This window comes from Stenotrophomonas sp. 14P6.2.3 (assembly GCF_057799055.1).
Genome location: NZ_JBYOLA010000026.1, coordinates 30,496 through 52,911 on the forward strand (window position 1 = coordinate 30,496; position 22,416 = coordinate 52,911).

General features: G+C 66.6%; 21 protein-coding genes. 13 read left to right on the top strand and 8 right to left on the bottom strand.

Annotated features, from left to right (window positions below; all coding sequences use genetic code 11):
* The first annotated feature begins 38 nt into the window (after positions 1-38).
* The 3 genes from AC27VL_RS16810 to AC27VL_RS16820 all read left to right on the top strand — a co-directional run bounded on the left by AC27VL_RS16810 (position 39) and on the right by AC27VL_RS16820 (position 3,464).
* Positions 39-1,100: an HlyD family secretion protein gene (locus AC27VL_RS16810; RefSeq protein WP_488767477.1), complete on the top strand. Its 1,062-nt coding sequence runs from the start codon at positions 39-41 to the stop codon at positions 1,098-1,100.
* Between the two features lie 8 nt (positions 1,101-1,108).
* On the top strand, positions 1,109-2,686 hold the full coding sequence (locus AC27VL_RS16815) for a DHA2 family efflux MFS transporter permease subunit (protein ID WP_207764204.1): 1,578 nt from the start codon (positions 1,109-1,111) through the stop codon (positions 2,684-2,686).
* A gap of 346 nt (positions 2,687-3,032) precedes the next feature.
* Positions 3,033-3,464, top strand: a complete 432-nt coding sequence (locus AC27VL_RS16820) for a CBS domain-containing protein (RefSeq protein ID WP_089237013.1) — start codon at positions 3,033-3,035, stop codon at positions 3,462-3,464.
* A gap of 92 nt (positions 3,465-3,556) precedes the next feature.
* Here the strand turns inward: AC27VL_RS16820 and AC27VL_RS16825 are convergent, their stop codons facing one another.
* Both AC27VL_RS16825 and gloA read right to left on the bottom strand, forming a co-directional pair.
* Positions 3,557-3,985 (bottom strand): VOC family protein, encoded by a 429-nt coding sequence (locus AC27VL_RS16825; RefSeq protein WP_089237011.1) that lies wholly within the window; start codon positions 3,983-3,985, stop codon positions 3,557-3,559.
* A gap of 125 nt (positions 3,986-4,110) precedes the next feature.
* Positions 4,111-4,629: a lactoylglutathione lyase gene (gloA, locus tag AC27VL_RS16830; RefSeq protein ID WP_488767480.1), complete on the bottom strand. Its 519-nt coding sequence runs from the start codon at positions 4,627-4,629 to the stop codon at positions 4,111-4,113.
* 126 nt (positions 4,630-4,755) lie between these two features.
* On the opposite strand from gloA, the gene AC27VL_RS16835 reads away from it, so the two are divergent.
* Complete coding sequence (locus AC27VL_RS16835) at positions 4,756-5,868, top strand: PLP-dependent cysteine synthase family protein (protein WP_100553611.1); 1,113 nt, start codon at positions 4,756-4,758, stop codon at positions 5,866-5,868.
* 97 nt (positions 5,869-5,965) lie between these two features.
* Here AC27VL_RS16835 and AC27VL_RS16840 read toward each other — a convergent pair whose 3' ends face one another.
* On the bottom strand, positions 5,966-6,370 hold the full coding sequence (locus tag AC27VL_RS16840; protein ID WP_488767482.1) for a hypothetical protein: 405 nt from the start codon (positions 6,368-6,370) through the stop codon (positions 5,966-5,968).
* A gap of 170 nt (positions 6,371-6,540) precedes the next feature.
* On the opposite strand from AC27VL_RS16840, the gene AC27VL_RS16845 reads away from it, so the two are divergent.
* Positions 6,541-8,571 carry a M3 family metallopeptidase gene (locus AC27VL_RS16845; RefSeq protein ID WP_488767484.1) on the top strand — a complete coding sequence of 677 codons (2,031 nt, stop codon included), beginning with the start codon at positions 6,541-6,543 and terminating at the stop codon, positions 8,569-8,571.
* A 168-nt stretch (positions 8,572-8,739) separates the two neighbouring features.
* On the opposite strand, the gene AC27VL_RS16850 is transcribed toward AC27VL_RS16845, so the two are convergent.
* Positions 8,740-9,540 carry an SDR family oxidoreductase gene (locus tag AC27VL_RS16850; RefSeq protein ID WP_191077409.1) on the bottom strand — a complete coding sequence of 267 codons (801 nt, stop codon included), beginning with the start codon at positions 9,538-9,540 and terminating at the stop codon, positions 8,740-8,742.
* On the bottom strand, positions 9,537-10,103 hold the full coding sequence (locus AC27VL_RS16855) for a DUF1415 domain-containing protein (RefSeq protein WP_100553607.1): 567 nt from the start codon (positions 10,101-10,103) through the stop codon (positions 9,537-9,539). Before AC27VL_RS16855 ends, AC27VL_RS16850 begins: the two co-directional genes overlap by 4 nt.
* 195 nt (positions 10,104-10,298) lie before the next feature.
* On the opposite strand from AC27VL_RS16855, the gene AC27VL_RS16860 reads away from it, so the two are divergent.
* From AC27VL_RS16860 to AC27VL_RS16870, 3 genes are all read left to right on the top strand, one after another.
* A complete protein-coding gene (locus AC27VL_RS16860; RefSeq protein ID WP_488767487.1) occupies positions 10,299-11,765 on the top strand; it encodes a benzaldehyde dehydrogenase in 1,467 nt (488 codons plus the stop codon).
* Between the two features lie 17 nt (positions 11,766-11,782).
* Complete coding sequence (locus AC27VL_RS16865; protein ID WP_488767489.1) at positions 11,783-12,910, top strand: NAD(P)-dependent alcohol dehydrogenase; 1,128 nt, start codon at positions 11,783-11,785, stop codon at positions 12,908-12,910.
* A 334-nt stretch (positions 12,911-13,244) separates the two neighbouring features.
* Positions 13,245-14,339 (top strand): helix-turn-helix domain-containing protein, encoded by a 1,095-nt coding sequence (locus AC27VL_RS16870; RefSeq protein WP_488767491.1) that lies wholly within the window; start codon positions 13,245-13,247, stop codon positions 14,337-14,339.
* Between the two features lie 38 nt (positions 14,340-14,377).
* Here the strand turns inward: AC27VL_RS16870 and AC27VL_RS16875 are convergent, their stop codons facing one another.
* Positions 14,378-14,860, bottom strand: a complete 483-nt coding sequence (locus AC27VL_RS16875; RefSeq protein WP_089236993.1) for a YajQ family cyclic di-GMP-binding protein — start codon at positions 14,858-14,860, stop codon at positions 14,378-14,380.
* Between the two features lie 83 nt (positions 14,861-14,943).
* Between AC27VL_RS16875 and AC27VL_RS16880 the strand changes: the two genes are divergently transcribed.
* The 3 genes from AC27VL_RS16880 (at position 14,944) to AC27VL_RS16890 (ending at position 17,744) form a co-directional block, all read left to right on the top strand.
* On the top strand, positions 14,944-15,840 hold the full coding sequence (locus AC27VL_RS16880; RefSeq protein WP_089236991.1) for a DMT family transporter: 897 nt from the start codon (positions 14,944-14,946) through the stop codon (positions 15,838-15,840).
* Between the two features lie 210 nt (positions 15,841-16,050).
* Positions 16,051-17,058: a methionine ABC transporter ATP-binding protein gene (locus AC27VL_RS16885; protein WP_205405507.1), complete on the top strand. Its 1,008-nt coding sequence runs from the start codon at positions 16,051-16,053 to the stop codon at positions 17,056-17,058.
* On the top strand, positions 17,055-17,744 hold the full coding sequence (locus AC27VL_RS16890; protein WP_100553603.1) for a methionine ABC transporter permease: 690 nt from the start codon (positions 17,055-17,057) through the stop codon (positions 17,742-17,744). Before AC27VL_RS16885 ends, AC27VL_RS16890 begins: the two co-directional genes overlap by 4 nt.
* 79 nt (positions 17,745-17,823) lie before the next feature.
* On the opposite strand, the gene AC27VL_RS16895 is transcribed toward AC27VL_RS16890, so the two are convergent.
* Complete coding sequence (locus AC27VL_RS16895; RefSeq protein ID WP_100553602.1) at positions 17,824-18,423, bottom strand: lipocalin family protein; 600 nt, start codon at positions 18,421-18,423, stop codon at positions 17,824-17,826.
* Positions 18,424-18,549: 126 nt separating this feature from the next.
* On the opposite strand from AC27VL_RS16895, the gene AC27VL_RS16900 reads away from it, so the two are divergent.
* Both AC27VL_RS16900 and AC27VL_RS16905 read left to right on the top strand, forming a co-directional pair.
* The gene (locus tag AC27VL_RS16900; protein ID WP_488767494.1) at positions 18,550-18,867 is read left to right on the top strand and encodes a hypothetical protein; all 318 of its coding nucleotides are present in this window, start codon (positions 18,550-18,552) and stop codon (positions 18,865-18,867) included.
* A gap of 69 nt (positions 18,868-18,936) precedes the next feature.
* Complete coding sequence (locus AC27VL_RS16905; RefSeq protein WP_100553600.1) at positions 18,937-21,033, top strand: prolyl oligopeptidase family serine peptidase; 2,097 nt, start codon at positions 18,937-18,939, stop codon at positions 21,031-21,033.
* 120 nt (positions 21,034-21,153) lie between these two features.
* Here the strand turns inward: AC27VL_RS16905 and AC27VL_RS16910 are convergent, their stop codons facing one another.
* Positions 21,154-22,338: a pyridoxal phosphate-dependent aminotransferase gene (locus AC27VL_RS16910; RefSeq protein WP_100553599.1), complete on the bottom strand. Its 1,185-nt coding sequence runs from the start codon at positions 22,336-22,338 to the stop codon at positions 21,154-21,156.
* Positions 22,339-22,416 lie beyond the last annotated feature (78 nt).

Below are 22,416 nucleotides of genomic sequence, written 5' to 3' on the forward strand. Positions count from 1 at the left end.
GTTCGCCCCGCTCCCTCCTGCGGATGAAGCGCAGGCCCATGGTCATCGGCGCACTCGTGCTGCTGGTCCTGGCCGGCAGCGGTGCCGGCCTGCGCTGGTGGACGGTAGGCCGCTTCCAGGTCAGCACCGACAACGCCTACGTCAGGGCCGACATCGTAACGGTCAATCCACGAATCGCTGGCTACATCGCCACGGTCCGGGTACGTGACAACCAGCACGTGGCCGAGGGTGAGATTCTGGCCACGCTGGACGATCGGGACTATCGCTCGCGCGTGGTCCAGGCCGAAGGCGCGGTCGCGGTGGCGACGGCGCAGGTAAGGGCGCAGCAGGCTGCCATCGCCAACCTCGACGCGCAGAGCACGCGGCAGCAGAGCGTGATTGCCGCTGCTGCCGCAGATCTGCGGGCGCACCAGGCAGATCTCCGTCAGGCCGCCCAGGCCTACCGACGGGAACGTCTGCTTGCCGACCAGCAGGCATCGGATGCGAAGCACCTGGAGGCTGCAGATGCCAGCGCACAGCGCACTGCAGCGAACACGGATGCTGCGCGCGCTGCGGTGGCTGCGAGCACGGCTTACACCAAGGTACTGGTGACCGAGCGTGAGCGCGCGAGCGCCGCGCTTGACCAGGCGCAGGGTGCATTGGTGCAGGCTCAGGCAGGTCTGGCCCTTGCCACCCTTGACCTGGAACACACGGTGATCCGTGCACCGCAGGCCGGAACGGTCGGTCAACGCAGCTTGCGGATGGGGGATTACGTGGGTGCCGGCGCACCGCTGATGGCGATCGTGCCGGACCAGATCTACATCGTCGCCAACTACAAAGAGGTGCAGCTGGAGCGCGTGGCGCCGGGCCAGCCTGTGGAGATCGAGGTCGATGCACTCGGCGGACGCGCCTTGAAGGGACGCGTGGAAAGCTTCGCCCCTGCCTCCGGCGCGCAGTTCGCGCTGTTGCCGCCCGACAACGCGACCGGAAACTTCACCAAGATCGTCCAGCGCATGTCGGTGCGTATCACCGTGGATGCCGACCAGGCGAAGCTGTCGTTCCTGCGGCCGGGGATGTCGGTGGTGGCGGCCATCGACACACGCACGGATCGCGCGCCATGAGCGCCACCATGGCAACCCCTGCCGAGGATGCAGTATCACTGCGTGCGTGGGTCGCGGTGATCGGTGGCGTGGTTGGCTGCTTCATGGCGGGTATGAACGTGCACGTCACCAATGCGTCGCTGCCGGATGTGCGCGGATCATTGGGTGCCACCTTCGAGGAAGGATCGTGGATCACCACGGCTTATCTTGTCGCGGAGATCATCGTCATTCCGTTGGCGGCCTGGCTGGCATCGGTTTTCACCGTGCGCCGCGTGCTGATGGTGGGGGCCGCAGGTTTCGTGCTCTTCTCGATGGCCTGCTCGATCGCACCCAACATCAACGCGATGATCCTGGCGCGCACGCTGCAGGGCGCGTTCGGCGGCGTGCTGATCCCGCTCTCGTTCCAGCTCATCGTGACCGAGCTGCCATCATCAAAACATCCGTTTGGCATGGCGTTGTTCGCCATTGCCAACAACGTGGCGCAGGCGGCGGGGCCATCGCTCGGCGGTTGGTTGACCGATGTCTATTCGTGGCGGGCGATCTTCTATCTGCAGGTGCCGCCCGGCCTGCTGCTGCTGGCTGCCATCGGCTGGTCGATCCGGCCGCAGCCGATGGCGCTGCACAGGTTCCGGACCGGCGACTGGGGCGGCATCATCGCCATGGCCCTGGGCTTGTCCGCGCTGCAGATCATGCTGGAGGAGGGCGGTCGCAAAGACTGGTTCTCTTCGACGTTCATCATCGAGGCAGCACTCATCGCCACAGTGGGCCTGGTCGCGTTCGTCGCCATCGAGCTGCGCCGCAGCGAGCCGTTCCTCAACCTGCGGCTGCTTTCCCGCTACAACTTCGGGTTGGCCAGCCTGATGCAGTTCACTTTCGGTGCCGTGGTGTTCGGGGTGGTGTTCCTCATCCCCAATTACTTTGCCGACGTGCATGGTTACAACGCGCGCCAGATCGGGTTGACCATGATTCCGTACGGCATCGTGCAGTTCATCATGTCCTTCGCCACGCCGCCGCTGATGAAGCGCACCAGCGTGCGGACCGTCATCGTGCTGGGCTTCGTCATCATGGCGGTGGGCTGCTTGATGAACATCCACCTGGATGCCAACGCGGCAAGCAACGTCATCGTGCCGTCGTTGATCGTGCGTGGCATCGGCCAATCGCTGATCGTGGTCGCACTCAGTGTGATGGCCGTGGAAGGGCTGGAACGCACTGAGCTCGGCTCGGCGGCAGGCGTGTTCTCGATGGTGCGCAATGTGGGGGGCGCGATCGGTATCGCCGTGGCCAGTCAGTTCATCGTGACCCGGGAGCGACTGCATGCGTTGCACATCGGGGAATCGGTCACGTCCTTCGCGCCAGCGACCCAGGCGCGCGTGGTCGAGCTGGTCAGGATGCTGGCCAAAGCCCCCATGGACAGCGCCACCGCTCTGTTCGGCAACGGACATGCACTGGAACGGCAGCAGGCGTTCGCGATCCTCGACAGGATCGTTCATCGTGAGGCATTGCTGTTGGCCTACAGCGATGCCTTCCTTGTGGCAGGCATTGCCATGCTTGCCTGTGCGGCTGGCAGTCTGATGCTTCGTGGCAAGAAGCATGTCCGCCCAGGGTGAAGACCGGTGTTGGCAATCGGCAAACTTTAGGGCTCCTTGCAAGCAGCATTCAGCGGCGGTTTCACCCACGGTGCCATTCTCTGGATCGTTGGCCGGTTCCCACGACAATCTGTCCCATCGATGCCGCTAGTGACCGATGGACGCAGTCGTAGAATCAAGTTGACCGAGATCCGGGTTGAGCCGTTGAACCCACCTCGTTCGCGTTGCAGCACCTAGCCCGCCTGCTGGCGAAATGCCAGATCCGGCAAAGTGCGCCAGACGTGCGCTGAAGGGTCTGTTCCCGGGGAGGGGGCGAATCGGCAGAGCACACTTTTTTGACTTGAGTGACCTGCACCAGGAAACAAGAATGAACGTCCGCGAGCTCCTGCAATCCAAGAAAGAAGCTGTCATCACCATCGACACGGAAGACACGATCGGTGCCGCCGCGCACAAGATGAGCGCGAACAGGATCGCTGCACTGGTAGTGATGAAGGATGATGCCCCGGTCGGCATCATTTCCGAAAAGGACATCGTCCGCAGCCTGGCCGATGATGGTCCGCAGGCCGGCCGACGGGTGATTTCCAGCCTGCCGTCCACCGGCCTGGAAGGCATTGCGCCGGACGCCACGCTGAAGCAGGCCATGTCCCTGATGACCTACTCGCGTCGCCGCCACCTGATGGTTACCGATGGTGCCACGCTGGTCGGCATCCTCAGCCTGGGTGACATCGTGAAGAACCTGCTGGGCGAACTGGAGCTGGAAAAGGCCGTGCTGCAGGACATCTACATGGCGGCCCACTGAGGCCTGCGCAGTGCGATGAGACGAAGCCGGGCATTGCCCGGCTTCTTCGTTGGTAACGCCGGGCCATGCCCGGCGAGCGCGTAGCGCAGGAATCAGAAACTGACCTTGACCGAGTCGGCGCTGTAGTTCGCCGGGCCGTGGTAGACGACCTCGATGTTGTTGCCATCTGGATCGAGCACGAAGGCGCCGTAGTAGCCGGGATGGTAAGGGCGCTCGCCGGGCGCGCCGTTGTCCTTGCCGCCAGCAGCCAGCGCAGCGGTGTGGAAAGCATCGACGGTGGCGGTATCGCGGGCCTGGAAGGCCAGGTGGTGGCGGCCGGTCAACTGGCCGGCGGCGGCCTCGCTGCTGGCGCTGGAAATGAACAGTTCGTCGGCCCAGAAGTAGTCATCGCCTTCACCGGCCACCGGGATGCCGATCGTGTCGAACACCGCCTGATAGAAGCGGCGGCTGGCGGCCAGATCGCGCACGACCAGCTGGATGTGGTCGATCAGGCGGCCACGGTGCAGTTCCATCGTTTCCATACGAACCTCGCTAAAAAGGGGGGCGGAGTCGGTAGCGCCGGGCCGTGCCCGGCGAGCGCGCAGCGCGGCCTGCTCAAGGCCGCCGGGCATGGCCCGGCGCTACCGGAATTGTGCCCCTTTCTGGGTCAGGCGTTGGAGATGATCTCGACCCAGTAGCCGTCCGGGTCCTTGATGAAGGCGAGGTTCTTCATGCGGCCGTCGGTCAGGCGCTTCTGGAAGGTGACGCCCAGATCTTCAAAGCGCTGGCAGGCCGCTTCGATGTCCGGCACCGACACGCAGATGTGGCCGAAGCCGCGCGGGTCGCTGTTGCCGTCGTGGTAGACCGCGCCGTCCTGGTTCTCGGTGCCATGGTTGTGGGTCAGTTCCAGCACGCCCGGCAGGCCGGCCATCCACAGGCGGCGGGTGTTGTCATCTTCCGGCACCGTGGCGCCGGCCGGAACGTAGGCCAGGAAGTACAGGCTGAACTGGGCTTCGGCGAAGTCGCGCTTGTCGATCAGCTGGTAGCCGAGCACGCGGGTGTAGAAGTCCAGCGAGGCGGTGGCGTCCTTGACCCGCAGCATGGTGTGGTTGAAGACGAAACCGGTGGTTTCGGCCGGGGCCTGGGCGGCGACGCCGGGGACATCGCGCAGGGCGGGAATGGTCATGGGGGAGGTCCTTCAGACAGGGCCGTTGCCGGCCGGATGGGCGTCATTCTACGGGCCGGCAGCTGACGGCACCGCGACGTACAATGGCCGGATCGCACCGTTCCGTCCTGATGACCATTGCCCGCCATGTCGCAGCGTGAATGGGTGGCCGCCGCCATCCGCAAGATCGAAGCCGATTTCAACCGTTCCGCCGATACCCACCTGATCCCGCTGGCCTTGCCCGGGTTCGATGGCATCGAGGTATACCTGAAGGATGAATCGAGCCATCCCACCGGCAGCCTCAAGCATCGGCTGGCGCGCTCGCTGTTCCTGTACGCGCTGGCCAACGGCTGGTTGCGCGAAGGGCGGCCGGTGATCGAGGCCTCCAGCGGCTCCACTGCCGTGTCGGAGGCCTACTTCGCGCGACTGCTGGGCCTGCCGTTCATCGCGGTGATGCCGGCCACGACGTCGCCGGAGAAGATCGCGGCGATCGAGTTCCACGGTGGCCGCTGCCATCTGGTCGAGCGCGCCTGCGACCTCAACTGCGATTCGGAAAAGCTGGCCCGCGAAACCGGCGGCCACTTCATGGACCAGTTCACCTATGCCGAGCGCGCCACCGACTGGCGTGCCAACAACAACATCGCCGAATCCATCTTCAAGCAGATGGCCGAGGAGCCCAGCCCGATTCCGGACTGGATCGTGTGCAGCCCCGGCACCGGTGGTACTGCCGCAACGCTCGGGCGCTACGTCAGCTATCGCCGGCACGACACCCGCATCCTGTGTGCGGACCCGGAAGTCTCGGTGTTCTTCGACGGCTACCAGGCCGCCCTGGCCGGTGGCAACGAGTGGCGCGGCATGACCTGCAACGGCGGTTCGCGGGTGGAAGGCATTGGCCGGCCGCGGGTGGAGTCGAGCTTCATTCCGACCAGTGTCGACGCCATGGTGAAGGTGCCCGACGCCTTGAGCCTGGCTGCGATGCGCCACGTCAGCCGGCAGCTGGGGCGCCGCGTCGGCGGCTCCACCGGTACCAATTTCATCGGCGTGCTGCAGGCCGCGCAGTGGATGCGCGAGGCGGGTCGCAAGGGCAGCATCGTCAGCATCCTGTGCGACAGCGGCGATCGCTACGCGCACAGCTATTACGACCCCGCCTGGTATGTGCGGCAGGGAATCGATGTGGAAACCGCCGACGCGCAGGTAGCGGCGGCAGCTGCCGGGCAGGGACTGCCTGGATTGCCGTGGTGCAGCCTGGAAGCGTTGTAACCGGCCGACATTTCCGCCGGGCATGGCCCGGCGCTACCAGGACAGGTCGGTAGCGCCGGGCCATGCCCGGCGAGCGCAGCGGCGCATTGGATCGCGCTCAATACCCCGCGGCCATGAACGCATCCAGCACTACATCGCGCAGGGCATCGGGCAGGGCCTCGATCTCCACGGCGCGGTCGTCCAGGTGCAGGCGCGGGTCCAGGATGCTGGCCCGGCCCTGCGCCAGTGCCTGCAGCCACAGCAGCACGCAGATGACGAACTCGCGCTCGTGCCCTGACTGCACCTGGCTTGCGCCGCGTTCGATCACCTCGAACGGATACCACTCCTGCTCGTCGCTGAACCTGCCGCCCTGGTGTTGCAGTGCCTGCAGCTGCTGCAGGTGGCGCGGCGCATCGTCGCCCGCATCGCACAGCGCGGCGATCCAGGCCAGTTCGGTCGGGCTGGCCGACAGCGCCAGCGATGATGAACGTACTGCGGATGGAGCTGGAGCCAGACCTTCCATGTGGGGCCTCCTCGACACGTTCCGCTGCGGTCTCCCCCGCGCAACAAGCTTCAGCCGACGGCCGTAAGGCCGACGTGAACAATGGCCCGCCGCCCCTTGTCTGCGAGCCCGGCAAGCGCCATATCGATCTGGCTGCCCGCACCTTCGGGCCCGTACTCTGGAGACCTGCCGTGACCGTTGCCAACCCCCTGCTCGATTTTTCCGGCCTGCCGCGCTTCGAGGCGATCCGCCCCGAGCATGTGGCGCCGGCGCTGGACGTGCTGCTGGCGCAGGCCGAGGCGGCGGTCAGCGCTGCCGAGCAGGTGCAACCGATCAGCTGGCAGACCTTCGTTACCCCGCTGGACGACGCCACCGAACGCCTCTGGCGCGCCTGGGGCCTGGTCGGCCACCTGCAGGGCGTGGTCAACACGCCGGAGCTGCGTGAGGCCTACAACAGCAACCTGCCGCGGGTGACCCGTTTTGCCAGTGCGCTGGGCCAGAATCTGGCGCTGTACCGCCAGTACCAGGCGCTGGCTGCCAGCACCGAAGCGGCCGGTTTCGACGAGGCGCGCCGCAAGGTGCTGGAAAACACCCTGCGTGATTTCCGCCTCGGCGGTGCCGAGCTGGATGCGGACGCGCAGCAGCGTTTCGCCGCCATCAAGGAAGAACTGTCGGCGCTGTCGGCGAAGTTCTCGCAGAACGTGCTCGATGCCACCGATGCGTGGTCGCTGATCGTCGAAGACCCGGCGCGTCTGGCTGGCGTGCCGGACGACGTGAAGGCTGCTGCACGCGCCGCTGCGGAAAAAGACGGCACGACGGGCTGGAAACTGACCCTGCAGATGCCGTGCTACCTGCCGGTGCAGACCTGGGGGGAAGATCGCGACCTGCGCGAGATCCTGTACCGCGCCAGCGCGCAGCGCGCGTCCGAGTTCGGCGACGATGCACTGGACAACGGCGGCAACATCGATCGCATCCTTGCACTGCGTGCGGAGTTGGCCGCGCTGCTGGGCTTTGATTCCTACGCCGGCTATTCGGTAGCCACCAAGATGGCCAAGGACCCCGCCGAAGTGCTGGGTTTCCTGCGCGACCTTGCTGCCCGCGCCAAGCCGTTCGCGGCCAAGGATCGTGCCGAGCTGGAGCAGTTCGCCCGCGAGCATCTCGGTATCGACAGCCTGCAGGCCTGGGATCTGGCGTTCGCCGCCGACCGCCTGAAGCAGGCGCGTTACAGCTATTCCGAGCAGGAAGTGAAGCAGTACTTCACCGAACCCAAGGTGCTGGGCGGCCTGTTCTCGGTGATCGAACAGCTGTACGGCCTGCGCGTGCAGGAAGACAGCGCGCCGGTCTGGCATGAGGACGTGCGCTTCTTCCGCTTGGTGGATGCGCAGGGCAAGCTGGTGGGCCAGTTCTACCTGGACCTGTACGCCCGCGAAGGCAAGCGTGGCGGTGCGTGGATGGATGACTGCCGCAACCGCCGCGAGCGCGCCGATGGCAGCGTGCAGACGCCGTTGGTGTACCTGGTGTGCAACTTCGGCCGTGGTGCCGACGGTAAACCGGCGACGTTCAGCCATAACGAAGTGACCACGCTTTTCCATGAAATGGGCCACGGCCTGCATCAGTTGCTGACCCGTATCGGCGAGCTGGGCGTGGCCGGCATCAACGGCGTGGAGTGGGATGCGGTGGAACTGCCCAGCCAGTTCATGGAGAACTTCTGTTGGGAATGGGAGCACCTGCAGGGCATGACCGCGCATGTGGACAGCGGCGAGCCGCTGCCGCGCGCGCTGTACGAGCGCATGCTGGCCGCCCGCAATTTCCACAGCGGCATGGCCACCGTGCGTCAGCTCGAGTTCGGCCTGTTCGACATGCTGCTGCACAGCCAGTTCGAGGCCGAGCAGGACAGCGTGCTGGCACTGCTTGAGCGCGTGCGTGCGGAAGTGGCGGTGAACCATCCGCCGAGCTGGAATCGCTTCCCGCATCAGTTCAGCCACATCTTCGCCGGTGGTTATGCTGCCGGTTACTACAGCTACAAGTGGGCCGAAGTGCTGAGCGCCGATGCCTACGCCGCGTTCGAGGAAGCGCCGCAGGCGCTGGCTGCAACCGGCGCGCGTTTCCGCGACGAGGTGCTGTCGCGTGGCGGCAGTCGTCCGGCCGCCGAGAACTTCAAGGCGTTCCGCGGCCGTGCGCCGCAGATCGATGCGCTGCTGCGCCATTCGGGCATGGCGTAAGCAGGTTGCCGCCATCCACGCATGGCGTGGATCTACTGGAATGCTCCGGCATGGCGTAAACGCAAAAAAGGGCAGCGCTCCGGTAGCGCCGGGCCATGCCCGGCGAGCACGTAGCGCGGCGTAGGAAAGCCGCCGGGCATGGCCCGGCGCTACCGGGGCGTCCCGCTTTCAATCGGCGTAGATCATCTTCCGGGTCATACCGCCGTCGACGACGAAATCCTGGCCGGTGCTGAATCCGGACAGCGATGAAAGCAGGTATACCGCCAGCGCGCCGATATCCTCCGGTTGCCCGACCCGACCCACCGGGTGCTGGGCATGGTCGCTGGCCGAATACTGCGGGTCGTGCCGGCGCGACGGTGCCTGCCAGGCATCGGTGCTGATCCAGCCGGGGCTGATGCTGTTCACCCGCACCGCCGGTCCGGCGCTGATCGCCAGCGCATGGGTGAAGGCCACCAGCCCGCCTTTGGCCGCTGCGTAGCCTTCGCTGTGCGGTTCGGACTGCCAGGCGCGGGTCGATGTGATGTTGATGATCGCGCCTGCATCGACCGACAGCGCCGGCAAAGCATGCTTGCTGCACAGGAACGCACCATGCAGCGACGAAAGCCGACGTTGCCATTCTTCCCAGTCCATGTCCTGCAGCAGGGTGCCGTGCGGCCCGGCGATGCCCGCATTGTTGACCAGGCCATCGATGCGGCCGAAGCGTTGCAGGGCCACCGCGATGAAGCCGCGCACACTGGTTTCGTCGGTGATGTCCAGCCGCTGGAACGCCGCATCATCGCCGCGCTGCCATTCGGCAAGGCAGGCCTGGCCTGCCTCCACATCCAGATCGCCGATCAGCACGCGGCCGCCGGCCCCGAGCACCGCCTGGGCGATGCCGCGGCCGATGCCATTGGCACCACCGGTGACCAGCACGACCCTGCCGTGCAGCGGCGCAACCGGCCAGGTGGCAATCGGCGGTACCGTGCTCATGACAGGTCGTCACCGCGCAGGCGACGGTGCCAGCCCTCAACACCGATCCGGTCCAGGGTCTGGATGTTGCGCTCGACGATCACGTCCGGGTCCGGGTAGACATCCACCGCGCGTTCCACGCTGTCTTCGCGCAGCAGGTGCAGGGTGGGGAAGGGCGCGCGGTTGGTGTAGTTGCTGGCGTCATCGGCGGCAACGCCATCGAACTGGTAGTCCGGATGGAAGCTGGCCACCTGCAGGATGCCCTGCAGGTCCAGCGCCTCGATCGCCGCATCGGCGTTGTCGAGGAAGTCGTTGTAGTCGAGGAAGTCGGTCAGCACCTGCGGGTGCACGATCAGGGTGGTATCGATCTGCTCGGCCGGCGTGTCGCGCAGCAGCACCAGTTCTTCGGCCAGTTCTTCCACCAGGGCTTCCGGTGTGGTCGCGTCGCTCAGCACGATGCGGACCTGGTCTTTCACGTACACCGCCTTGGCGAACGGGCACAGGTTCAGGCCGATGACGATGCGCTCCAGCCACAGGCGGGTGGCGGCGATCGGGTCATCGGTGGGCAGGGGGGTGTCGGTCATGGCGGGCGCATCGGCTGGCGTGGGTGGCCATTGTAGGCGTGCCGGTGCGGGGGCGCCGTTCACTGTGCAGGAACTGGACAACGGCGATGCTGGAAATTCCCATCGATTCAATCCCTTGCCGATATCACGCCAATGGCCGATTGCCGACGCAGCGGGCCAGGCGTGCAATGGCGGCACGACACAGGAGGACTTCACATGACTGCATCTTCCCCATGGCTGCCGGACACACTCTGGTCAGGCGCCTTCTTTGATGGTCAATGGAGCGCTGCCGCACAGCGCCAGCCGGTGATCGAACCCGCCACCGGGCAGTCGCTTGGTGAGATCGGCCTGGCCGACGCGGCGCAGGTCGCGCGCTCTGCAGCCGCTGCGGCGCAGGCACAACAGGCATGGGCGGCGGCGCCATACGAACAGCGCGCCGAGGTGCTGCGCAAGGCCGCGCGCCTGGCCGAGGAAAACATCGACACGCTGGTCGACTGGATGGTCCGCGAAAGCGGCTCCACCCGCCTGAAGGCCGGCTTCGAGGCCAAGGTGACCATCAAGGCACTGCATGAGGCCGCCGCACTCCCTTCGCGCAGCGTGGGGGAAATCCTGCCGTCCGAGCCCGGCAGGCTGAATCTGGCGCGGCGTCGTCCCCTCGGCGTGGTGGGGGTGATCTCACCGTTCAATTTCCCGCTGTACCTGGCGATGCGCGCGGTGGCCCCGGCCATCGCTCTCGGCAATGCCGTGGTGCTCAAGCCTGATCCGCGCACGGCGGTGTGCGGTGGTGCGGTGATCGCACGCCTGTTCGAGCAAGCAGGTCTTCCGCAGGGTGTGCTGCACATGTTGCCCGGCGACGGCGCCGCCGGTGCCGCGCTGACCAGTGATCCGCATGTGGCGATGATCCAGTTCACCGGCTCGACGGCGGCGGGACGCAAGGTCGGCGAAGCCGCCGGCAAGCATCTGAAAAAAGTGTCACTGGAGCTGGGCGGCAAGAACGCGCTGATCATCCTCGACGATGCCGATCTGGATCTGGCCGTGGCCAACACCGCCTGGGGCGTGTACCTGCACCAGGGTCAGATCTGCATGGCCACCGGCCGTGTGCTGGTACAGCGAAGCATCCATCAGGCGTTCCTGCAGAAGCTGGTGGCCAAGGCGAAGTCGCTGAAGGTGGGCGACCCGGCACGCGAGGACGTGGCGATGGGGCCACTGATCAATGCCGCGCAACGCGACCATGCGGCGCGCGTGGTCGACGACGCAGTGAAGGCCGGTGCGTCCCTCGAAACCGGCGGCACCTACCAGGACCTGTTCTTCGCACCGACCGTGCTCGGCAACGTCAGCGCGGACAATCCGGCCTTCAACGAAGAGATCTTCGCGCCGGTAGCGGTGGTTGTGCCGTTCGATGACGACGACGAAGCCGTGCGCCTGGCCAATGACAGCGAGTACGGCCTGTCGATGGCGATCGTCTCCCGCAATGTCGGCCGCGCGCTGAAGCTGGGCGAGCGCCTGCGTACCGGGCTGCTGCACATCAACGACCAGACCGTGAACGATGAGGTCATCAATCCCTTCGGCGGGGTAGGGGCGTCCGGCAACGGCACCAGCATCGGCGGCCCGGCCAACGTGGAGGAATTCACCCAGTGGCAATGGATGACGGTCAAGGGCGAAGCCCCGGCCTATCCGATCTGATCGAGGAGAACGCAACGATGAGCAGCAACAGTGGATCGCGTGACATCACCGCCGCCGTGGTGCGCGGCAAGGAACAGCCCTTCGTCATCGAGCAGGCGCGCCTGCGCGGCCCGCAGGACGACGAAGTGCTGGTGAAGATCGTAGCGACCGGCCTGTGCCATACCGACCTGATCGTGCGTGACCAGTACTACCCGGTGCCGCTGCCGGCGGTGCTGGGCCATGAGGGCGCGGGCATCGTCGAGGCGGTCGGCCCCAACGTGCGTGAACTGAAGGCCGGCGACCACGTGGTGCTGACCTACGGCCAGTGCGGCCACTGCAATCCCTGCCGGGGCGGACATGGTGCGTACTGCCGCGATTTCTTCGCGCTGAACTTCGGTGGCGTTGATGGCCACGGCCATACCGCCATCACCGATGCGCAGGGCCAACCGCTGCACGATCACTTCTTCGCACAGTCGTCGTTTGCCACGTTTGCGCTGGCACGCGAGATCAACGCGATCAAGGTGCCTGAGGATGCGCCGCTGGAGCTGCTCGGCCCGCTGGGCTGCGGCATCCAGACCGGTGCCGGTGCGGTGCTCAACTCGCTGCAGGTGCGATCGGGCAGCAGCTTCGCCAGCTATGGTGCTGGTGCGGTCGGCCTGAGTGCGGTGATGGCGGCCAAGGTTGCCGGTGCCACCACCATCATCGCCATCGACGTGGTGCCTTCGCGGTTGCAGCTGGCCAAGGAGCTGGGCGCCACCCACGTGGTCAACAGCCGCGAGACCGATGTGATCGAGGCCGTGCGTGCGATCACCGGTGGCGGTGCCGATTTCGCGCTGGAATCCACTGGTCGTCCGGAGGTTCTCTCCGCAGGTATCGAGGCGCTGGGCGGGCTGGGCATGATGGGCGTGGTTGGCGCGCCGAAATTGGGCACCACCGCCAGCTTCGATGTGAACAACCTGCTGCTGGGTGGTCGCAGCATCCGCGGCATCGTCGAGGGCGACAGCGTGCCGCAGGTGTTCATTCCGCAGCTGGTGACGCTGTACCAGCAGGGGCGCTTCCCGTTCGACAGGCTGGTGAAGTTCTATCCGCTGGAGCAGATCAACCAGGCGGCCGAGGACAGTACGCGGGGCATTACCCTGAAGCCGATTCTGCGGATCGCGGCGTGAGGTGAGGGTGGGGTGGGCTGCGCCCTGCAACCGCCGAATCGACGGCAACGGCAACGGCAACGGCAACGGCAACGGCAACGGCAAAAGCGGGCATTCCTTGGGATGGCGGGGTGGGTCCGGTTGCGGGGGACGCCGTGAACCCATCCCTGGGGGCTTGGCCGCGGCATCCATGCCGCGGACACCCCCGCAACCGGACCCACCCCGCCTTCGACAGATCTCCGCTGCTGTTGGTGGGTGTCGACCTTGGTCGACACATGAATGCCTGACGAAAACGGAAACGCTCCGTTGCCGGGACGTAACGCGGGCATTGCGTGCGCGGGTGTACTCTGCGTCCATGATGGCCACGACAGTCGGGCAACAGCAGTTGGTGGCGGCGCGTGCCGCTTTTGCCGAGGGCGATGTGCAGTCGCTGGCGATGCTGCCTTTGCCGTTGCAGCAGTCCTGGCAGCGCTCGCATGCGGCCGGTGTGCGCCCCGGCCAGGAGCCGTATTACCCGCCACTGCAGGGCAACGGCCACCACCTGGAATCCGGCGACGACCGTCGCCTGGCACGTTGCGTACAGCCCGAGCTGGAGCAGTTGTGGTCTGCGTTCGGTGCGCGGGGATGGACGATGTTCTGCGCCAACCGCGAGGGCATGGTGATCGTGCATCGCGCCCATGGCCTGGAAGATGCACCGCTGCTGCGGCCGATCCAGGTGGGCCGGCGGCTGGGCGAGGCCGAGATCGGCACCACCGCGCCTGCGGTCAGCCTGGCCGACGACCTGCCCGCCTTGGTACGTGGCAACGAACACTATCTGCAGCGGTTCGCCCCCGTGTTCTGCTTGAGTGAGCCTTTGCATGACCTGCAGGGGCAGGTCTGCGGTGCGATCGACATCACCGGGTTGGGGGAACGCGATCCGGCAGTGCTGCAGGGCTATTTCCGGCAGGCGGCGCTGGCCATCGAGAACCGTTTGATGCACACGCTCAGCGATGTGCACCTGCTGGCGGTGCAGCATGATCCGCGCTGGCTGGCATCACCGCTGCAGGGCTTGTTGGCGGTGCAGGAAGACGGCCAGTTGCTTGCCGCCAACCGCGTCGCCCGGCGTCTGCTCGGACTGCCACGGCGTGGGCCGCTGCCGCTGCTTTCGCTGGACACGCTGTTTGCCGGCGCCAGCGCCGCACAGCGACGCCGACTGCTGCAGCCCGGTCCTGCGCATCGGGTGCGGCTGGGCGAGGGCAGTGCGGTCCATCTGCAGCATCTGCAGGCACCGCGCGCTGCACGGTCGCGTTCGCCGGCTGCGGCCGCGGCGCCCGTGCAGGCGGCGCCACTGCGTGACCAGCAGCGCGATGCAGCGCGCCGCGCCGCACGTGCCGCCGACGGCAACCTCAGCCTCGCTGCACGCCAACTCGGAATCTCGCGGACAACGCTGTACAGACTGCTGCGCGAGTGAGGCCGGCAACCGGGGCCGGCGCTACACCCCGGCGTCGATCAATCGCGGAAATTGTTGAACTGCAGCGGCAGTTCGAACTTGCCGGCCTTCAGCACGGCGATGGCGTCCTGCAGGTCGTCGCGCTTCTTGCCCATCACCCGCAGCTTGTCGCCGTTGATCTGGGTTTCCACTTTCAGCTTGGCTTCCTTCAGCGCCGCAGCGATCTTTTTGGCGATCTTCTGCTCGATGCCCTGCTTGACGGTGATCTTCTGCCGGGCCTGCGCCAGGTTGGTTTCCACGTCGCCATATTCCAGGCTGAGCACGTCGATGCTGCGGGCGGCCAGGCGTGCGCGCAGGATGTCGTTCATCTGCTTGAGCTGGAACTCGCTCGGTGCGGACTGGGTGATCACTTCGCCCTCGCGCTCGAATCTGGCGTCCACGCCCTTGAAGTCGAAGCGGGTGGCAAGCTCGCGGTTGGCCTGGTCGAGCGCATTGGTCAGTTCGTGGGTGTCGACTTCGGACACAACGTCGAAGGAAGGCATGGGCGTTACTCCGCAGAAATCAGTGGCGGTCATTCTATCGTGCCGGTCGCGGCGGCAACGCCCGCGGTCGGTGATAATGAGCCATGAACCTGCAACGCTCCCCTTCGCGCGCCGTGGCCTGGATGGTCGCCGCCGTCGCCTGTTTCTCGCTGATGGACGCCGGCATGAAGCAGCTCTCGGCCAGCTATCCCTCGCTGGAGGTGACCTTCCTGCGGGGTGTGGCGTCGCTGCCCTTCGTGCTGGTCTGGGTACTGGCCAGTGCCGGGCCACGCTCACTGATCCCGCGTCGCTGGGGCCTGCACCTGCTGCGCGGCGGTCTGGGCATGGCGATGATCGGCTGCTTCGTGTTCGCCCTGCGTGACCTGCCGCTGTCCACCGCGTACACCATCTATTTCGTCGCGCCGCTGCTGATTGCTGCCTTGTCGGTGCCGCTGCTGGGCGAGCGGGTCGGGCCGCGGCGCTGGGTCGCCATCGGTATCGGCCTGGTCGGCGTGCTGGTGGTGCTGCGGCCGGGCGTGGGTGGTTTCATCTCGGTGCCGGGCCTGATGGTGCTGGCCGCTGCCACTGCCTATGCCATCGCCGCGATCACCGTCAGCCTGCTGACCCGCACCGATACCTCGCAGTCGATGGTGGTCTGGTTCCTGGTCATCATGGCCATCGGTGCCGGGCTGCTGGCGATTCCCGGCTGGGTGCCGCTGCAGATGGCGCATGCGCCGTTGATCGCCGGCATGGGCCTGGCCGGAGCGCTGGGCCAGATCGCGCTGACCAAGGCCTTCCAGCTGGGTGAGGCCTCGATGATCGCGCCGCTGGAGTACAGCGGCCTGGTCTGGGTGATCGGCTGGGACCTGGCGTTCTGGGGGCAGCTGCCAGACGGCTACACCTGGGCGGGCGCGGCGATCATCGTCGCCTCGGGCCTGTACCTGCTGCACCGCGAACGGGTGAACCGGCAGGAACCGCCGAAACCGTTGGACCATCCCTGAACCGGGGGTAGTGCCGGCCGCTGGCCGGCAACCCCTGCGCCGGAAGGGCCGCTGCAGTTGCCGGCCAGCGGCCGGCACTACCGGTTGCGCGGGTTCACGGCAATCTTAGAACTAAAAGGAATAACATTCTGGCCCATGGCGCGGGCGCGCGAGCGCCGGCGCTGGTAGGCTGCACGCCCCCTTCCATCGCCCTCCCGGTGAGCTGATCCCGTGATCGAGTTCCAGCGCCTGCACAAATCCTATGCCGTTGCCGGCCGCGCGGTCAGCGCGCTGCAGCCGCTGGACCTGACCATCGAGGCCGGTGAGGTGTTCGGCATCATCGGCCATTCCGGTGCGGGCAAATCGACGCTGATCCGCATGATCAACCGCCTGGAAGAGCCCAGCGGTGGTCGTCTGCTGATCGCCGGTGAAGACGTAACCGCGCTGGAGCCGGAGGGCCTGCGCGCGCTGCGCCGCCGGATCGGCATGATCTTCCAGCACTTCAACCTGCTGTCCTCGCGCACGGTGGCCGGCAACGTCGCCTTCCCGCTGGAACTGGCCGGTACGCCGAAGGCCGAGATCGACGCGCGCGTGGCCGAACTGCTGCAGACCGTCGGCCTGCAGGCGCATGCGGACAAGTACCCGGCGCAGCTGTCGGGCGGGCAGAAGCAGCGTGTGGGCATCGCCCGGGCACTGGCCACCCGTCCACAGATCCTGCTGTGCGATGAGGCCACCAGCGCGCTGGATCCGCAGACCACCGCTTCGGTGCTGGCGCTGCTGTCGAAAATCAACCGCGAACTGGGCCTGACCATCGTGCTGATCACCCACGAAATGGACGTGATCCGTCGCGTCTGCGACCGCGTGGCTGTGCTCGATGCCGGCCAGCTGGTCGAGACCGGCCCGGTGACGAAGGTGTTCCTGCATCCGCAGCACCCGACCACCCGCCGTTTCGTCAGCGAATCGGAGCAGGTGGACGAGGGCACGCTGCACCGCGATTTCGACGCTGTCGGTGGCCGTGTCGTACGCCTGACCTTCCTCGGCGCTGACACCTACGAACCCCTGCTCGGCAGCGTCGCGCGGCAGACCGGGGTCGACTACAACATCCTTTCCGGCCGTATCGACCGGATCAAGGACACCCCGTATGGCCAGCTGATCGTCGCCCTGGTGGGCGGTGACCAGTCCGCCGCGCAGGCCGCCTTCGTGGCTGCCGGCGTGCACGTTGAGGAACTGCGTCGATGATCATCGCCACCGCCGGCGGCTTCTTCCGCCACCTGGATGCAGGCAAGTGGGCCGACATCGGCCAGGCCACCATCGACACCCTGCTGATGCTGGCCGGTTCGCTGCCACTGACCCTGGCCATCGGCCTGCCGCTGGGCGTGCTGCTGTACCTGTTCGGTGCGCCACAGCTGAAGCGCCGGCCGTTCGCCTACGGCGTGCTCGCGCTGGTGGTGAACCTGTTGCGCTCGGTGCCCTTCATCATCCTGATGATCGTGCTGATCCCGGTGACGCTGTTCATGATGGGGACCTCGCTGGGTGTGCGTGGCGCGATCGTGCCGCTGGTCATCGGCGCTGCACCGTTCTACGCGCGCCTGGTGGAAACCGCGCTGCGTGAAGTGGATCGCGGGGTGATCGAGGCGACCCAGGCCATGGGCGCCACCACCTGGCAGCTGGTCACCCGGGTGCTGTTGCCCGAAGCACGGCCGGGCCTGATTGCCGGTGCGACGGTGACCACCGTGGCCCTGATCGGTTTCACGGCGATGGGCGGTGCGATCGGTTCCGGTGGCCTCGGTGACCTGGCGTTCCGCGATGGCTACCAGCGCTCGCATACCGACGTGGCACTGGTCACCGTGGTCCTGCTGCTGGTGCTGGTGCAGCTGCTGCAGATGCTGGGCGACCGCCTGGTCGCGCATTACAGCCGCAGATAACTGGGGCTTCCGCCGGGCATGGCCCGGCGCTACCGGAACGTTCGCGCGGCAGCGCCGGGCCATGCCCGGCGGCGGCGTCTCAACGCACGTTCGGCACTTCGTAGCCCAGCTTGCCGACCTGATCGGCGTGCTGCGGCACGCGCTTGAGCTTGTCGGTGTTCACCCCGTACTCGTCGCGCAGGCGTTCGGCCAGGTCCTTGTACAGGGCCTTGTCCATGTCAGGCGTGCGGGCGAAGATCCAGGCCATCTCGCGCCCCGGGTAGCCGATCAGCGCCCAGGAATAATCCGGCGCCACTTCCAGCACCCGCGAATGGGTCGGCACGACCCGGTAGAACCAGGTGCGCCAGCCGTGGTTGCCACTGTCGGGATCGACACTGGCACGCGCGCGGATTTCCTGCAGGGGCTCGCCGAAGCCATCGCGGTAGCGATAGGTGATGGCGACCTTGTGGTCCTCGCGCAGCTCGTACTGGTTGACGCTGGCGACGTGGCCGCGTTCGATGAAGTTCGGCACGCGGCCGATCACGTACCAGGTCCCCATGAAGCGCTGCAGGTCGATCGCCCCGTCTGCAGAGGCTTCCGCGGCGCTGTTGCGGGATGGCGGTGGGGAATTGGCAGCCACTGCCGGACCGCCCAGGGACAGGGCCAGCAACACAGCGCAGAGCGGGCGGATCGAGGTCATGCGGGAGCGGGCTCCAGTGGGCTTGCCCGCGCATGGTCACTGTGTGCACGCCATCCGTCAATGGTGTCGCAGCCGGTGAGAAGCTCCGCAGCCAAGCTGGCCCGCATCGACCACCGGAGAATCCGCATGCGCACACGTCCCCGCCACCGCCTTCCAGCTGAACGCGTCAGCGAACGCAGCGATCCCCGACTGCTGCGGGTGGTGCCGCAGCTCGCCTTGGCCGGGCTGGCCGTGGTGCTGGTGTGGCCGGCCGCGCGCGGCAGCAGTGCCTGGCTGGGTTGGTTGCCGCTGTGGCTGGTCGGCATGCCGTTGGCGGCCTGGTGGGCCCTGCTGCGCTGCCCGTTGCCCACGCGGGCAGCGCTGCGCTGGTTGCGACGCGACACTGGGCAGGCCCGGCGCCGCTCCCAGCCACGTACGCGCAAGGCGCACACCGCCACGGCCTGACCTTCGACACGGGGGCGGCCCCGGTCATCCATGCTAGCGTTCCACGGCTAATGACTGCCTGGAGCTGCAATGTCACGATTCGCTTCCGCCTGCCTGCTGGCCGGCATGATGACCGCTGCCTCGGTGGGTACCGCCGTGGCCGCTGAAGACACCGACCGTTACGCCTGGCTGGAGGACGTCACCGGCGACAAGCCGTTGTCCTGGGTCAAGGAACAGAACGCCAAGTCCGAGGCGCGCCTGGCGCAGACCCCGGCCTTCAAGCAGATGGAGACCAGCATCCGCGAGGTGCTCGACTCGGACGCCAAGATTCCCGGCGTGCAGAAGATCGGTGACTACTACTACAACTTCTGGAAGGACAAGCAGCACGAGCGCGGCCTGTGGCGCCGCACCACCCTGGCCGAGTACCGCAAGGCCTCGCCGACCTGGGAGACCGTGCTCGACCTGGATGCGCTGAACAAGGCCGAGAACGAAAACTGGGTCTGGCACGGCGCCGACTGCCTGCGTCCGGACTACAGCCGTTGCCTGATCGCGCTGTCGCGCGGCGGCGCCGACGCCGATGTCACCCGCGAGTTCGACCTGGCCAGCAAGAGCTGGATCAAGGACGGCTTCTTCCGTCCCGAATCGAAGGGCGGCCTGAGCTGGATCGACCGCGACACCGTGTTCGTCTACACCGATTTCGGTACCGGCTCGATGACGACCTCCGGTTACCCGCGCGTGGCCAAGCTGTGGAAGCGTGGCACGCCGATGTCCACGGCCAGCCTGGTGTATGAAGGCAAGCCGGAAGACATGTACATCGCGGCGATGCACGATGACACCCCGGGCTTCGAGCGCAACCTGGTCAGCCGCACGCTGGCCTTCTACAACAACGAGATCTACCTGCGCGGCGACGATGGCAAACTGACCAGGATCGATGCGCCGAACTCGGCCGAGAAGGGCCTGCACAAGCAGTGGCTGACCCTGGAACTGCGCGATCCGTGGACCGTGGGTGGCAAGACCTACGCCTCCGGCGCACTGCTGGTGACCAAGCTGGATGATTTCCTGGCCGGCAAGCGCGACTTCGAGGTGCTGTTCACCCCGACCGCGACCACCTCGCTGGCCAGTGCCTCGTGGACCAGGAACCACCTGGTGCTGAACGTGCTGGATGACGTCAAGAACCGCCTGTCGGTGCTGACCCCGACCGCCAAGGGCTGGCAGAAGAGCGACTTCGTCGGCGCGCCGGCCTTCGGCACCCTCGGCGTCAGTGCGGTCGACAGCAATGACAGCGATGCAGTGTGGCTGACCGCCACCGACTACCTGACCCCGACCACCCTGGCCATCGCCGACATCGGCAAGGCGCCAGAAGTGCTGAAGACCATGCCGGCGTTCTTCGATGCCGACGGCAAGGTCATCGAACAGCACTTCGCCACCAGCAAGGACGGCACCCGCGTGCCGTACTTCGTGGTGCACGACAAGGCGATGAAGCTCGATGGCTCCAACCCGACCCTGCTTTACGGCTACGGTGGCTTCGAGATCTCGCTGACCCCGGCGTATTCCGGTGGCATGGGTCGCGCCTGGCTGGAGAAGGGCGGCGTGTACGTGGTCGCCAACATCCGTGGTGGTGGCGAGTACGGCCCGCGCTGGCACCAGGCGGCGCTGAAGCAGAACCGTCACAAGGCCTATGAAGACATGGCCGCGGTTGCCCAGGACCTGGTCACCCGCAAGATCACTTCGGCCAAGCACCTGGGCGTGCAGGGCGGCAGCAACGGTGGCCTGCTCACCGGCAACATGCTGACCCAGTACCCGGAGCTGTTCGGTGCGGTGGTGGTGCAGGTTCCGCTGCTGGACATGAAGCGCTACAGCCACCTGCTGGCCGGCGCGTCGTGGATGGCCGAGTACGGCAACCCGGACACCAGCGACTGGGAGTTCATCAAGACCTTCTCGCCGTACCACCTGTTCGACGCGAAGAAGAGCTACCCGCCGGTGCTGTTCACCACCTCCACCCGCGATGACCGCGTACATCCGGGCCACGCCCGCAAGATGGCCGCGAAGATGATCGATGCCGGCAAGGACGTGACCTACTACGAGAACATCGAAGGCGGTCATGGCGGTGCGGCCAACAACGCGCAGGCCGCGCACATGTCCGCACTGGCCTACAGCTTCCTGTGGGAGCGGTTGGGCGGTAAATGATGAAATGAAAAACGCCGCCCTCGGGCGGCGTTTTTCGTTGGGCATTCGTTGCACGGTAGCGCCGAGCCATGCCCGGCGGCTCCCTTGCCGCGCTGCGCGCTCGCCGGGCATGGCCCGGCGCTACCGGAAATGTTTCAACCCGCGCGCGATACGGTCCACCGCGTCCTGCAACCGCGGCACTTCCTGGGTATAGGCCAGGCGCACGTGCTGGTTCGATCGATGGAAACCGAAATCCAGGCCCGGGGTGAATGCCACGTGCTCGGTCTCCAGGAAGTGCGCACAGAACGCCTGCGCGTCATCGGTGAACGCGCTGACGTCGGCGTACAGGTAGAACGCACCCTGCGGCTCCACTTCGATGCGGAAGCCCAGTTCGCGCAGGGCCGGCAGCAGGAAGTCGCGGCGCTGCTGGAAGGCCTGGCGGCGCTGCTCGAAGATCGCCATCGCCTCTTCGCTGAAACAGGCAAGGGCTGCATGCTGGGCGATGCTCGAGGCGCTGATGTACAGGTTCTGCGCCAGCTTCTCCAGGTCGGGTACTGCCGCCGGCGGCGCCACCAGCCAACCCAGTCGCCAGCCGGTCATGCCGAAGTATTTGCTGAAGCTGTTCAGCACGAACGCGCTGTCGTCCACCTGCAGCACGCTCGCTGCATCCAGGCCATAGGTCAGGCCGTGATAGATCTCGTCGACCACCAGGTGGCCGCCGCGCGCATGCAGCGACGCCGACAGTGCCGCCAGTTCATCGGCTGACAGCACGGTGCCGGTGGGATTTGCCGGTGATGCCACCAGCGCGCCGACGCTGTCGGCGTTCCAGTGCTGCTGCACCAGCGAAGGGGTCAGCTGATAGGCCGTTTCCGGTCCCACCGGCACCAGCTGCGCGCCACCTTCCACCAGTCGCAGGAAGTGGCGGTTGCAGGGATAGCCGGGATCGGCCAGCAGCCAGTGGCGGCCCGGGTCGACCAGCAGGCTGCTGGCCAGCAGCAGCGCGCCGGAGCCGCCCGGCGTGACCAGGATGCGTTCGGGGTCGATATCCAGGCCGTAGTGGCTGCGATAGAAGCCGCTGATCGCCTGGCGCAGGGCGGGCAGCCCGCGTGCGGCGGTGTAGCGGGTGTGGCCGGCGGCCAGCGCCGCCTGGCCGGCACGCACGACCGGCTCGGCAGTGGTGAAGTCCGGTTCGCCAATCTCCAGATGGATCACATCGTGACCGGCCTGTTCCAGCGCCTGAGCGCGGGCCAGCAGGGACATCACATGGAAGGGAGCGATTTCGTGGCTGCGCCGGCTGTAGCCCGGCGTGTGGGGCAGGGTACTCATGGCCACATGGTACGCCGCCGGTCCAGGTAGTGGAGGGGGGTGGGAGAGAAACCCAAGAAGGAAAAAAGGCTGCCGTTT